Source organism: Bradyrhizobium sp. Ken01 (assembly GCF_055807355.1).
Genome location: NZ_JBVVPC010000005.1, coordinates 122119 through 134940, shown reverse-complemented (window position 1 = coordinate 134940; position 12822 = coordinate 122119). Strand labels below are relative to the sequence as shown.

General features: G+C 64.6%; 16 protein-coding genes. 3 read left to right on the top strand and 13 right to left on the bottom strand.

Annotated features, from left to right (window positions below):
- Positions 1-2 precede the first annotated feature (2 nt).
- From AC0L3S_RS07720 to uvrC, 6 genes are all read right to left on the bottom strand, one after another.
- Positions 3-602, bottom strand: a complete 600-nt coding sequence (locus AC0L3S_RS07720; protein WP_473278616.1) for a phage holin family protein — start codon at positions 600-602, stop codon at positions 3-5.
- 90 nt (positions 603-692) lie between these two features.
- Entirely contained in the window at positions 693-1652 is a 960-nt protein-coding gene (prmB, locus tag AC0L3S_RS07715; protein ID WP_473278615.1) for a 50S ribosomal protein L3 N(5)-glutamine methyltransferase, read from the bottom strand.
- Positions 1652-2128 (bottom strand): molybdenum cofactor biosynthesis protein MoaE, encoded by a 477-nt coding sequence (locus tag AC0L3S_RS07710; RefSeq protein WP_473262575.1) that lies wholly within the window; start codon positions 2126-2128, stop codon positions 1652-1654. Before AC0L3S_RS07710 ends, prmB begins: the two co-directional genes overlap by 1 nt.
- A 3-nt stretch (positions 2129-2131) precedes the next feature.
- The gene (gene moaD / locus AC0L3S_RS07705) at positions 2132-2383 is read right to left on the bottom strand and encodes a molybdopterin converting factor subunit 1 (protein ID WP_473262576.1); all 252 of its coding nucleotides are present in this window, start codon (positions 2381-2383) and stop codon (positions 2132-2134) included.
- Entirely contained in the window at positions 2380-2997 is a 618-nt protein-coding gene (gene pgsA / locus AC0L3S_RS07700) for a CDP-diacylglycerol--glycerol-3-phosphate 3-phosphatidyltransferase (protein WP_007596859.1), read from the bottom strand. The genes moaD and pgsA overlap by 4 nt, the downstream gene beginning before the upstream one ends.
- A gap of 98 nt (positions 2998-3095) precedes the next feature.
- Positions 3096-5165, bottom strand: coding sequence for an excinuclease ABC subunit UvrC (gene uvrC, locus AC0L3S_RS07695; RefSeq protein WP_473278614.1), 2070 nt, complete (start codon positions 5163-5165; stop codon positions 3096-3098).
- Between the two features lie 250 nt (positions 5166-5415).
- Here uvrC and AC0L3S_RS07690 point away from each other — a divergent pair, with 250 nt between their 5' ends.
- The gene (locus AC0L3S_RS07690; protein WP_473278613.1) at positions 5416-6039 is read left to right on the top strand and encodes an outer membrane protein; all 624 of its coding nucleotides are present in this window, start codon (positions 5416-5418) and stop codon (positions 6037-6039) included.
- Positions 6040-6106: 67 nt separating this feature from the next.
- Here the strand turns inward: AC0L3S_RS07690 and AC0L3S_RS07685 are convergent, their stop codons facing one another.
- From AC0L3S_RS07685 to AC0L3S_RS07670, 4 genes are all read right to left on the bottom strand, one after another.
- Positions 6107-6322 carry a cold-shock protein gene (locus AC0L3S_RS07685; RefSeq protein WP_007614865.1) on the bottom strand — a complete coding sequence of 72 codons (216 nt, stop codon included), beginning with the start codon at positions 6320-6322 and terminating at the stop codon, positions 6107-6109.
- A gap of 249 nt (positions 6323-6571) precedes the next feature.
- Positions 6572-7432: a 23S rRNA (adenine(2030)-N(6))-methyltransferase RlmJ gene (locus AC0L3S_RS07680; RefSeq protein ID WP_473278612.1), complete on the bottom strand. Its 861-nt coding sequence runs from the start codon at positions 7430-7432 to the stop codon at positions 6572-6574.
- 52 nt (positions 7433-7484) lie between these two features.
- Complete coding sequence (locus tag AC0L3S_RS07675) at positions 7485-8177, bottom strand: ribonuclease T2 family protein (protein ID WP_473262580.1); 693 nt, start codon at positions 8175-8177, stop codon at positions 7485-7487.
- A gap of 120 nt (positions 8178-8297) precedes the next feature.
- Positions 8298-8762: a hypothetical protein gene (locus AC0L3S_RS07670; RefSeq protein WP_473262581.1), complete on the bottom strand. Its 465-nt coding sequence runs from the start codon at positions 8760-8762 to the stop codon at positions 8298-8300.
- A gap of 182 nt (positions 8763-8944) precedes the next feature.
- On the opposite strand from AC0L3S_RS07670, the gene AC0L3S_RS07665 reads away from it, so the two are divergent.
- Both AC0L3S_RS07665 and AC0L3S_RS07660 read left to right on the top strand, forming a co-directional pair.
- Positions 8945-9238: a hypothetical protein gene (locus AC0L3S_RS07665; protein ID WP_007596852.1), complete on the top strand. Its 294-nt coding sequence runs from the start codon at positions 8945-8947 to the stop codon at positions 9236-9238.
- A gap of 44 nt (positions 9239-9282) precedes the next feature.
- A complete protein-coding gene (locus tag AC0L3S_RS07660) occupies positions 9283-9813 on the top strand; it encodes a DUF3617 domain-containing protein (protein ID WP_473262582.1) in 531 nt (176 codons plus the stop codon).
- Between the two features lie 162 nt (positions 9814-9975).
- Here the strand turns inward: AC0L3S_RS07660 and AC0L3S_RS07655 are convergent, their stop codons facing one another.
- From AC0L3S_RS07655 to AC0L3S_RS07645, 3 genes are read right to left on the bottom strand one after another with little or no spacing between them, the layout of a single operon-like run.
- On the bottom strand, positions 9976-11364 hold the full coding sequence (locus tag AC0L3S_RS07655) for an ATP-binding protein (protein ID WP_473262583.1): 1389 nt from the start codon (positions 11362-11364) through the stop codon (positions 9976-9978).
- 17 nt (positions 11365-11381) lie between these two features.
- Positions 11382-12113, bottom strand: coding sequence for a response regulator (locus AC0L3S_RS07650; protein ID WP_018453502.1), 732 nt, complete (start codon positions 12111-12113; stop codon positions 11382-11384).
- Positions 12110-12649 carry a MarR family winged helix-turn-helix transcriptional regulator gene (locus AC0L3S_RS07645; RefSeq protein ID WP_007596846.1) on the bottom strand — a complete coding sequence of 180 codons (540 nt, stop codon included), beginning with the start codon at positions 12647-12649 and terminating at the stop codon, positions 12110-12112. The genes AC0L3S_RS07650 and AC0L3S_RS07645 overlap by 4 nt, the downstream gene beginning before the upstream one ends.
- Positions 12650-12822: the final 173 nt, after the last annotated feature.

Below are 12822 nucleotides of genomic sequence, written 5' to 3'. Positions count from 1 at the left end.
TTCTAGGCATCCGCTCGGTGGCCGTGACGCCGCCGGCGCGCGGCCGTGAGCCCGACCAGCCCAACGGCCGCGAGCATCAGCCCGAGTTGCACGGGCCGGTTGGACCGAGCCGGCCACGTGCTGCCGCCATGTCTTGGTTCATGTCCTCGTTCGCCCGGCGCGAGCGGCGCCAGGGGAATTGTGGTCGCGACCTCCTTCACCGCCTCCTTCACCGTTCCGCGCGGGATGCGCGGGGTGGCGATAGCCACCCGCAGGCGGCTGGCGAGCGGCACGATCGGCTTGGTCTTGCGCTTCATCTGAGCCATGGCCACGCCGGCGCAGGCGGCGGCCAGGACGAGGAGCACGCCGCCGACGGCGCCGAACCCCCAAAATTGCCCGTAATGGATTGCAACCCAGCGGTACAGCGCGATCAGGCCGACGAAGAAGGCTGCAACGACGAACAAGCCCGCACCCGCAAGCAGTCCGGCCGCAGCCGCGTACGACGTCATGCGCCCCGTGGCCTGATTGCTCCGGTCGCGGGCATAGGACTGGGCGGCGCGCTTGAGATGGTTGAGCTTGAGCGCGACGCCGGCGCGCAGCAATTCGCCCGATGGCGCAAGCATGCGGTTATCCTCCGAGTGCGAGAAAATTCGTCGGGGGATGAACGTGGGGGTATTTGACTTGTTCCGACGAGGTCGGCCCGTCGTGCTGGATCAGCCGAGATCGGTTGCCGCGATCCAGAACACTTCGCCCTCGGAGTCCTCGGTGTCGAGCCAGAGCAGCGGCAGTTCAGGAAAGGCCTCGTCGACCAATTCGCGGCCCCGTCCGATCTCGCAGATCAGTCCGCCATCCGGCGTCAGGTGGTCGGGCGCGTCGCGCAGGATCCGGCGCACCACGTCGAGACCGTCGGCGCCGCCGTCGAAGGCGAGCTTCGGCTCGGCCCGGCATTCCGGCGGCAGCGCCGCCATGCCTTCGGCGTCGACATAAGGCGGGTTGGTGATGATCAGGTCGTATTTGGCGTCACCGAGCGGGGCGAACAGGTCGCCGCGATGCAGGCTGATCCGGTCATCGAGCCCGTATTCGCCGACATTTCGTCTGGCGACGTCGATCGCGCCCTTCGAGATATCGACGGCATCGATCGTGGCGTTCGGAAAATGATGCGCGGCGAGGATCGCGAGGCATCCCGACCCCGTGCAGAGATCGAGCACACGCTCGACGGCGCTAGGATCGTCGATCAGCGAGCCGGCTTCGCCGTCGCCGCCGAAATGCGACTCCAGCAACTCGCCGATGAAGGAGCGCGGAACGATGACGCGCTCGTCGACATAGAACGGCAGGCCGCGCATGTAGATCTTGTTGACGAGATAGGCCGCCGGTTTGCGCGTGGTGACGCGCTGATGAATGAGATCGGTGATGATCTTGCCCTCGGCTGCCGTAACGCGCGCGTTGGCAAAAATCTCGAACTGCTCGGGATGCAGATGCAGGGCTTCACAGACCAGGAAAGCCGCTTCCGCGACTGGATCGGGCGTGCCATGGGCAAAGGTGAGCTTGGCCTCATTGAAGCGGCTCACCGCATACCGGACGAAATCGACCAGCGTGAGAAGCTCGCCGCGGCCCACTTTCGCGAGCTTTGGCGCGGCGCGGCCGCGCACCGTCTTTTTGGATGTCGTTGCCATCAGGATCGGGTCCAGCGTGCGGCGGCTTCGTCGTCGCGGGCCTGTGCCTCGACCCAGCCGGCGCCGGTGGCGCTCTCTTCCTTCTTCCAGAACGGCGCGTTGGTCTTGAGATAATCCATCAGGAACTCGGCTGCCTGGAACGCTGCCTGGCGGTGCTGCGAGGCGGTCAGCACCAGCACGATGTTCTGACCGGGCATGAACCGGCCGACGCGATGGATCACCGTGATGCCGTTGAGAGGCCAGCGCGAGGTGGCCTCGTCGGCGTGGCGCCTGATCTCTTCCTCCGCCATGCCAGGATAATGTTCGAGCGAGAGCGCGGCGATCTTCGCGCTGTCCTCGTCGCCGCGGCAGATGCCGGAAAAGCTCACGACCGCACCGATGTCGGTGCGGTTCCCGGTCAGGACCGCGATCTCGCGTGCGATGTCGAAATCGTCTTGCTGGATACGGATGGTGATGGGGCAGGTGGCGACGGGCATGGTCTAGCCGCCGGTCATCGGCGGGAAGAACGCGATCTCGCGAGCGCCCGCGATCGCGGTGTCCGACTTGACGTGGGTATGATCGATTGCGGTGCGGATCACCTTCGGCTTCTCGAACGCGTAGGCGTAGGCTTCGCTTTGGCCGGACAGCCAGGCGATCAGCTCTTCCACGGTGCGCACGGTCGCCGGCGGCTCGATGGTCTCCTCGGCCTTGCCGACGCGCTCGCGCACCCAGGCAAAGTACTTCACCTTCATCCCTCATCCTCCTTGATGAGGTGATGGATGCCGGCGCCGAAATAGTCGTAGCCGGTGTACATGGTGAGGATCGCCGAGGCCCAGAGCAGCGCCAGCCCGATCATCGAGACCATGGGCACGACCTCATCGCCGGCCGGACCAGCCAGCAGGAAGCCGATGGCGATGAGCTGAACCGTCGTCTTCCACTTCGCAAGCTTGGTCACGGGCACGCTGACGCGCAGGGCGGCGAGATATTCGCGCAGGCCCGAGACCAGGATCTCGCGGCACAGGATCACGATGGCGGCCCACAGCGACCAGCCGTGGATGATGCCGTCGGCGGCCAGCATCAGCAGGCACGAGGCGACCAGAAGCTTGTCGGCGATCGGATCGAGCATGCGGCCGAACGCCGATTGCTGATTCCAGATTCGCGCGTAATAGCCGTCGAGGTAATCGGTGACCGCAGCCGCGATGAAAATGGCGACCGCGACCCAGCGCAGCCACAGCGGGCCGTCCATGATCGACTGTGCGTAGATGCAGCCGACCACGACCGGGATCGCGGCGATCCGGCCGTAGGTCAGGATGTTCGGGAGGGACATCGCGCGGCTGGTGGTCCCTCGTGTCGTGGCGATGTTCATCCGTCCTACCAATACCGCTGCAGCCTGAAGGTCAACCGTTCCGCTCCCCAAATGGGGTGCGGGATGCGACGACCATATGACCGCGGCCCCCCTTTATTTCACCCCGGCTGGGGATGGAAATACTCGAAAATCCTGCGGGCGCTCTCGGCGCTCACCCCCGGAACCTTGCCGAGATCGGTGATCGAGGCCCGTTCGATCTCCTTCAGGGTTCCGAAATGGTGCAGCAAGGCACGTTTGCGTGACGGGCCGATGCCCGGAATCTCCTGCAAGCCGGCCTCGCGGATGTCCTTCTTGCGCAGCTTGCGGTGCGAACCGATGACGAAGCGGTGCGCCTCGTCCCGCAGCCGCTGGATGAAATAGAGTACGGGGTCGCGCGGCTCCAGCTTGATCGCCTCGCGCTCCGGCATGAACAGGGTCTCGCGGCCGGCATCCCGGTCCGGCCCCTTGGCCACCGACATCAGCGCCACCTGGGTCAGGCCGAGATTTGCAAAGATTTCCCGGACCGCGTTGAGCTGGCCGCGGCCGCCGTCGATGATCACGAGATCGGGCCATTGCGGGAAGTCGTCGTCCTTGGTTTTGGCCGCGCCCTCTTCGGGCGGGTTGATCAGGCGCTTGAAGCGGCGCTCCAGCACTTCGCGCATCATGGCGAAGTCGTCGCCCGGCGTGATCCCTTCCGACTTGATGTTGAACTTGCGGTACTGGTTTTTCACAAAACCGTCCGGGCCAGCGACGATCATGGCGCCGACCGCGTTGGTGCCCTGGATGTGGCTGTTATCGTAGACCTCGATCCGCTTCGGCGCATGCGGCAGGCTCAGGGTCGTGGCCATGGCGTCGAGCAGGCGGCTCTGCGTCGCGGTGTCCGCGAGCTTGCGGCCCAGGGCTTCGCGCGCGTTGGTGAGCGCGTGGGTGACGAGCTCCTTCTTCTCGCCGCGCTTCGGCGTGGACACCTCGACCTTGCGGCCGGCCTTGATCGACAACGCGTTGCCGAGCAGCTCGCTCTCCTCGATCTCGTGCGAGAGCAGGATATTCCTCGGCGGCGGCTTGTCGTCGTAGAATTGGGCGAGGAAGGAGCCGAGCACCTCTTCCGGCGTGTACGTTTTCTCCGCGCGCGGGAAATAGGCGCGGTTGCCCCAGTTCTGCCCGGTGCGGAAGAAGAACACCTCGACGCATGAGAAGCCGCCCTCCTGGTGGATGGCGAACACGTCGGCTTCTTCCACCGTGCGCGGATTGATGCCCTGCTGCGACTGGATCGCGGACAACGCTGCGAGGCGGTCGCGGTAGAGCGCGGCGCTCTCGAATTCGAGCTCGCCGGAGGCCTTCTCCATCTCGGCGGCAAGCTCCTGTTTCACCGCATGGCTCCTGCCGGACAGGAAGTCGCTCGCCTCGCGTACCAGGGTCGTGTAGCCGGGGAAGTCGATCTCGCGGGTGCAGGGGCCGGCACAGCGGCGGATCTGGTAGAGCAAGCAGGGCCGCGAGCGGCTCTCGAAGAAGGAATCCGTGCAGGAGCGGATCAGGAACGCGCGCTGAAGTGCGGTGATGGTGCGGTTGACGGCGCCGGCGGAGGCGAACGGGCCGAAATAGCGACCGGGCCGCGTCTGCGCGCCGCGATGCTTCAGGATCTGCGGCGCCCAATGATCGCCCGTGATCAGGATATAGGGAAACGACTTGTCGTCGCGCAGCTGCACGTTGAAGCGCGGCCGAAGCTGCTTGATGAGGTTGGCCTCCAGCAGCAGCGCTTCGGTCTCGGTGTGGGTCGAGATGATTTCCACGGTCACCGTGGCGGCGATCATGCGCAGGATGCGCGCCGGCTGCGGCGCACTCTGGCGCGCATAGTTCGACAGGCGCTTTTTGACGTTCTTGGCCTTGCCGACGTAGAGCACGTCGGCATTCGCATTGAGCATGCGATAGACGCCGGGCGAGGTGGGGGCGAGGCGCACCGCGCGTTCGATCGCCTCGTGGCCGGTCGCCAGCGGCTCCTCGCCGACGGTGCCGCTCTCTTCCAGGATGTCCGGCAGCCGCGCATCGTCCTCGTCGTCGCCGTTCGCGGTGGCGGGATCGAGGTCGGGCGGCCCCACTTGCGTCTCCTGGGGCGGGACGTCGGGAGCGTTGCCGCGCGCGGGTTTACGTACGCGTGCGTCGTCCGGATTGTCGGGGGAATCGTGAACCATGGTGCGAATTTAGGCGCTGCGGGTGCCGATTTGAAGTTCCGGCCGTGCGGCGCGCACAGGATGGCGCCGCAGTTCCCGGTAACGCTTGCTTAAGCCTGTTAACAGCGCGGTAACCCGGCTTAACAGGCCTTTAACTTAAAACTCTCGATAAATCTTACGCGAAAAAGTGGTGGTTCCGTAACCATGCGGTTTTGCCTCGCGCGGCGGCGCGGGCATCGCACCGGTAACGGCAGTTGCGTTGGAGTGTGTGATGAAGAGGCTCGTTGTGGGCGCAGCCGCGTTGGCTGCGCTCGGCTGGACGGCTTCGGCAGAGGCCGCCGATCTCAATTACGGGCAGCGTGCGCCCTACACGGTCAATCAGCCGCTCAATGCCTATAGCTGGGCCGGTCCGTATCTCGGCGCCAATCTCGGCTACGAATGGGGTTCGGTGAACAACAATCCCGCAAAGCCGTCAGGCTTCGTCGGCGGCGTTCAGGCCGGCTACAATTTCCAGACCGGCCCGTGGGTGTTCGGCGTCGAGGGCGACATCCAGGCAGCCGGTGCCGACGACACCTTCGCGCCGTGGAAGTTCTCCAATCCGTGGTTCGGTACCCTGCGCGGCCGCGCCGGCTACGCCTTCAGCAACGTGCTGTTCTACGGCACGGCGGGCCTCGCCTTCGGCGAGCTGCGCGCGCAGACGTTCGGCTGGACCGAGTCGCACACCAGCGCCGGCTGGACCATCGGTGCCGGCGCGGAAGTTATGTTCGCTCCGAACTGGAGCGCCAAGCTCGAATATCTCTATATCGATCTGTCGACGAGTCAGTTCGCAATTACAGGCGTGTCAAACGGCTATAGCGCCAGCGTTGTGCGCGCAGGCGTGAACTATCACTTCTGATAGCTAAGAAGAAAATACCGGACCAACCTCCCGGCTGCTCGCGGCCGGGATTTTTTTACCAGGCTCGCTAGGGAAGGATGACCAGATCGACCGCCTTCGGCCCCTTGCCCTTCTTGTCCGGTTCGACTTCGAAAGTAATACGCTGTCCTTCGGCAAGGTCCTTCAGTCCGGCCCGCTCCACAGCAGTAATATGCACGAAGACGTCGCGGCCTCCGTCGTCCGGCTTGATGAATCCGTAGCCGCGCTCGCCGTTGAAAAACTTGACCGTTCCCGTCATGGCCATCGGGAAACTCCCCCTCATTGCTCCTCCGTCGTGACGCAGACGCGCGTCACGACATGACCGGGACTTACGAAGCCCGGGAGCTGGCCATCCTTGGGCAGACCATTCGGTCCGACTGGATCTTTCTTAGGCCTTCACTCCGCCGCAACCATTCGCGGAAGCGGAACGTAAAGCCAGTCACCGCAACAGCATAATACGGTTCTCTGCAGATTGACCACCGCTCCTGCATATTTTTCCCAAGATGCCGGAGTGTTACGGCCTCGGCACCTCTAATCGGAATCTGGCAGCGCCACCCTGGCCAAGCGGCATTTCCAGCTCCGGCAGGATCGTCTTGAGTTCGCCGTGCAGTGTGTAAGGGGGATTGACGATCAAGAGCCCGCTCGAGGTGAGGGCTGCGCCGTCGGCTTGCGGCGCCACGCTGAATTCCAGGCGCAGGCATTTTCCCGGCGGTTTTGCTGCGGCTGCGAGCCGCGCCACTGATTGCACCAGCGTGTCGGTGGCACGTCGGCTCTTGGCAGGATACCAGATTACATAGATACCGGTCGGCCATTTCGCGAAAGCCGCCGAGAATGCCTCTCCGAGCTTTTCGAACTCGTCCTTTGCCTCGAACGGCGGGTCGATCAGCACGAGCCCACGCCGTTCCTTCGGCGGCACGAAAGCCGGCAATGCCATCCAGCCGTCGAGGTCGACCACGCGGGCCTGTTCGTCGTGGCGCAGCACGCCGATCAGCGCTTTCCGCGCCTTCGGCTCGATTTCGCAGGCGACGAGGCGGTCCTGCGGCCGCAGCAGGGCGCGCGCGATCAGCGGCGAGCCCGGATAGGCCTTGAGCTCACCTTTCGGATTGAAAGCGCGGACGATGTCGAGATAGGGCTTGGTCAGCGCCATGGCGTCATTCGACAGCCGCGCCTGCATCAGCCGCGCAATGCCCGTCAGCCACTCGCCGCCGCGGCGCGCCTCGTCGCTTTCGAGATCGTAGAGGCCGGCGCCGGCATGGGTGTCGATGACGCGGAACGCGCCCGGCTTGTCCTGGAGATAGGTGATGATGCGCGCCAGCACGATGTGCTTGATGACATCGGCGAAGTTGCCGGCATGGAAGGCGTGGCGGTAATTCATGCAAGAGCACTACGCCACGTGACGGCCTGAGCAAAGAGGCACGACGCCTGGGCTACCCACCCCGGATCGGCGGCATCGCCACCTGGTCGCGGCGGCAGGCGCGGCGGTCGATCTCCTCGCAGGCGCGGAATTGCAGGTCCTTGCTGAGGCAGATGCGGACTTCCGATAGCCGCGTCCGGTTGCAGGTGATCGAGACGGCGGCATTGCTGAGGCCCGGATTGGCCTTGATGAAGGCTTCCTCCACCTCCGCTGGCGCCACGGTTTTGGCCTGCGACAAATCGAGATATTCAGCCGGAATCTTGATTGCGGCGCGCGCCTTCCGGATCGTTTCGAAATAGTTGCGGTCGGCCAGGCCCGAGCAGGTGCCGTGCTTGTCCCATTCGTTGAAGATCAGCCCCGGCGCCGGCATCAGATCGAGCATGGAGGAGACGATGCTGCGGTTCAGCCGCGGCGACGGCCGCTGACAATATTCCGGAAAACCGTTCTCATATTGCGGCCACAGACCATGCACCACGAAAGCGTAGGGCCGTCCGCTGCACTGGATCTGCGAGCGGCCGCCGCGCTCCGCCGCCTCTTCGCAGAAGGAGGGCGACCACGACAGTGACAGCACATAAAAATCGAATTCGCCGGGCGTGTTCTGCCGCTTGTCCTGGGCCTTTGCGCCACCGGCCAGCGCAGCCAGCCCGGCCGCAAGCGTCAGCGAGATCATCAGGCGGGAGAACGAATGCAATCTGGAATGAAACATGGCGACGCCCCTCAACTAGACTGTGCAGACGAGCCTAGCAGGCGATAAGAACATTTCAAGAACAAAATTCGGGCGACCGTCGTTCGGCCGCCTGATCTGTCCGGATCAGAACTTTTTCAATTATTGTTTGGCGGCGCGGCAGGCCGGGTTGTAGGCCCAGTTGCGGTCGAGCCCGACCACGCACCATTCGACGCCCTGGCCATAGCCGGCGAAGCCGCCATCCTCGACGATCGAGAAATGCACCTTGCGCATCTTGCCGTCCGTGAGCATGGCCTCGCCGGTGCAATAGCGGCGAGGGATGTTGTCCGATGCCCAGGGCCGGAACGCGGTCTCGTGAACCGCGGCGAAGCCGGTGATCTTCAACGAGGAATTCCAGAACGAGCTTTCCTTCTCCCAGAACTGCGTGGCGATCGTCGGCAGCGCCCTGTCGCATTCGGAGACGTTGCCGTCATAGCGCGGCCCGCTCAGCCAGAAATTCAGCTCCAGCGGATTAGCGGCCCTGGCCTCGCCGAGCGACAGCGCCCCGAACAGGAGGCCGAGCACGGCGGCAAAGCGGAGCGATTTCAGGAAGGTCGAGGCGCGCATGGGCAATCCAGACAGCATGATCTGCGAGGGTCGGACGGTGCCGCGAAGGCCGGGGGAGGTCAAGTGCAGCGCGGCAACACTTGCCGACGAGTTGACTGCAATGCTGCGTTAGAGGGGTCTTCGGTTCTTTCCTCCGTCGCGCCGGCACCGTAAACTGCCGCCAACCAATCGGAGTGACGGGAATGCGAATCATTGCGGCCGCGGGCCTACTTGCCTTGGGTATGATGGCGAGCCAGTCGGCACGCGCCGATCTCCTTCCGGTGCCTCCGTTCAAGGGCAACGACACCGGTGGCATCATCGCCTATTCGATGGCAACCCAGGTCGATGCGCGGCAGGTCGCGGTCGATCACTGCGCGCGCTACGGCAAGGTCGCCAAATTCCTGGCGATGCAGGCCTATGAGGGCGGCTACATCTCGTTCTCCTGCCGCTGGGTGCCCTATGGCGCCGCCGACCAGCCGATCCGCACGCTCTACTGAGGCGCTTTCGCAACGCCGCTATCTCGCAGCCGGGAGCTTCCCTCATGACGCGCAAACTCGCTTTGCTCGGCTCCGCCCTTTGTCTCGTCTTGTCGGCAGCCAGCGCCCGCGCTGACGACCTGCCGGTGCGCAAGGCGGGCCTGTGGGAATTGAAGATGGTCAGGACCGGCACGCCGGTGCCCGAGATGACCATGCAGCACTGCACCGACGAGACCGTCGACAAGGAGATGAACAACAACGTCTCCCCGATGGCCAAGCAGATTTGCGCCAAGCAGGACATCAAGAAGACCGCAAACGGCTATGTCAGCGATTCCGAATGCAATGTCGCCGGCATCAGCACGACTTCGCATGCTGAGATCACTGGCGATTTCAATTCGGCCTATACGGTGAAGACGTCGTCGCACGCACAAGGCGGCGCCGCCGGCACGGCAGGCCGCGACACGACCATGCAGCTCGAAGCGAAATGGCTGGGGGCGTGCAAGCCGGACCAGAAGCCCGGCGACATCGTGATGCCCGGCGGCTTCAAGATGAACGTGCGCGACATGGACAAGCTGAAGGCGCTGTTGCCGAAATAGGTGCCGCGCGGCCGGTGCGCTTCCTCGCCCCGTTCTTACGGGGAGAGGGGTGGGGTGAGGGGCCTCTCTCCGCGAGTGAGATCGCTGACGGACCTGCACCCCGTCACCCGGATCGCAAGAGCGATCCGACCTCTCCCCGCAAGCGGGGCGAGGTAAGAGCAGTTACACCGGTATCCGCACGCTCGCCCTTAATCCCCCCATCGGGCTGTCGCCAAGAGTGATGTCGCCGCCGTGCGAACGGGCGATGTCGCGGGCGATGGCGAGGCCAAGACCCGTGCCGCCTTCGTCCTGGTTGCGGGCGTTGTCGAGCCGCAGGAACGGCTTGAACACCTCTTCGCGCAGATGGGCGGGAATGCCCGGCCCGTCGTCGTCGACCGTCACGGTCAAATAACGGTGATCGCGCTGGCCGGTGATGGCGATGCTCTTGCCGTAGCGGGCGGCGTTGGTGACGAGGTTGGCGAGGCAGCGCTTGAACGAGGCCGGCTTCACCGTGACCACGGGCAGTCCGTTGAACGCGACGGTCGCAATGTGGCCGTGGCGTTCGGCGTCGCTGCGCAGCTCCTCGAGCGCCTGCGCCATGTCGGTCGGCTGGGACTGCTCGCCGGAATCGCCGCGGGCAAAGGCGAGGTAGTCCTCGAGCATCATCGACATCTCGTCGACGTCCTTGCGCATACCCTCCATTTCGGGGCTGTCGCCGATCAACGCCAGCTCGAGCTTGAACCGCGTCAGGATCGTGCGCAGATCGTGGCTGACGCCGGCGAGCATCGCGGTGCGCTGCTCCATCGTCCGCTCGATGCGCGATTTCATTTCGAGGAAGGCGACCGACGCGCGCCGCACCTCGCGCGCGCCGCGCGGGCGGAAATTCGGCGCCTCGCGGCCCTTGCCAAAACTTTCGGCGGCGTCTGCTAGTCGCAGGATCGGCTTGATCTGGTTGCGCAGGAATAGCACCGCGACGATCAGCAAGATCGAGGACGTGCCGACCATCCAGAACAGAAAGATCTCCGAGTTCGAGGCATAGGCGGCGCTGCGTTGCGCGAACACGCGCATCACGGCGTCGTCGAGCTGGATCCGGATCTCGACGAGGTTGGAGCGGCCGACCGTGTCGATCCAGAAGGAGCGCCCGATCTGGCGGCCGAGCTGCACCGACAGCGTCTGATCGAGCAGCGAGAAGAACGGCTTTGGTCCCGGCGGCGGCATGTCGCCGGCGGGGAGGAAATCGACGACGAGGCCGAGGCGCTGCTGCGCGATGCGGCGGATCTCGTTGCGGTCCTTGTCCTGCGGATAGCCCTTGTAGACGTCGATCAGCGCGGCGATGTCCTGCACCACCGCGGCCGACAGGCGCCGTGTCACCGTGTTCCAGTGCCGCTCCATGAACACGAAGGCGACGACCGATTGCAGGATCACCATCGGCACGATCATGATCAGCAGCGCACGCGCGTAGAGGCCGGTCGGCATCCAGCCCTTGAACGCATTGCCCATCCAGCCATTGGCGGCGGAGACGCGGCCGGCAGCGCTCTTCAAAAGCGTCAGGCCGGTATCGATCGTGCTCATCGGTGGCGCTTCACTCTTTATGGCGAGGCTACCAGCCGGTAGCCGATGCCGCGCACGGCCTGGAGGAACAGCGGATTGGCGGGATCGGTCTCGATCTTGCGCCGCAGGCGGTTGATCTGCACGTCGACGGCGCGCTCGTTGACGCTGCCATTGCCGGTCAGCGCGCTACGCGGCACGGTCTCGCCCGGTGTCTCCGACAGGATCCGCAGCATCTCGCGCTCGCGGTCGGTGAGGTGAATGACGTCTTCGCCCTGGCGCAGTTCGCCGCGGTCGAGGTGATAGATGTACGGGCCAAATGCGATCTTCTCCACCGCAGCGGCCTGCGGCGGCGGCGCGGCGCGCTTGAGGATGTTGTTGATGCGCAGCGCAAGCTCGCGCGGCTCGAACGGCTTTGCGACGTAATCGTCGGCGCCGATCTGCAGGCCCTCGATGCGCGCTTCGGCTTCGTGCCGCGCCGTCAGCATCACGATCGGCACCGAGGACGAGGTCCGGATGAAACGCGCGAGATCGAAGCCGGTCTCGCCGGGCATCATGACATCCAGGATCAAGAGGTCGAAGTGCAGGCCCAAAAGCTTGGAACGGGCGTCGCTGGCGCTGGCGGCGGTCGAGACGCGATAGCCTTCGCCGGCAAGGAAGCGCGAAAGCAGATCGCGGATGCGGCGGTCGTCATCGACCAGCAGGAGATGCGGGGCATCGTCGGCGGGACGTGCCGGCGGGCGTGCGAGCGTGGCAGCGAGCGGCACGGTCACTCCTTGTCCTGATTGACGGTGGCAAAGATCGTCTCCAGCACCTTGTCCGGATCGTCGCGGTCGATCATCGCGCGCAGGAAGCGCTTGACGGTCTCGGCGTCCTGCGGCGCCATCTCGGCGAGCGCCTTGGTGATGCGCGTGGTCTGAAGCCCGGCGAGCTTCTGCACCAGCGCCTCGCCCTTCGGTGTCGCAAACAGCAGGCGTTGGCGGCGATCATTGTCGCCGGTCTTCTGTACGATATAGCCCTCGTCCAGGAGCTGCTTGAGCACCCGGCCGAGCGACTGCTTGGTGATACGCAGGACGTCGAGGAGGTCGGCGACCTTGAGCCCGGGATAACGATATACGAAGTGCATGACGCGATGATGGGCCCGGCCGAAGCCGAATGCCTCCAGCTCCTGGTCGGGATCGCCGACGAAATCGCGATAGGCGAAGAACAGCAGTTCGATGATATCCCAGCGCAAATTGCCTCCGTCGTCTGCGGCCGGCCGCGGCCCGGCAGCGTCTTGAGAAGGAGTCGCGAAATTTATGTCAGGCATATTGACGTATCTTGGTTTCAATGTTACAAAACGATCAACCCGCACGAAATTTTAGATCGTTTCGCGTCGGGTGGGCATCGAAGCAAGGCGGCCAGAGAGGGCCGGACAGGTGGCGACGGCCGGAGCAGATCAACCGTGCGATTGTCGAACGGCATTTCGGCAAAACATACTGG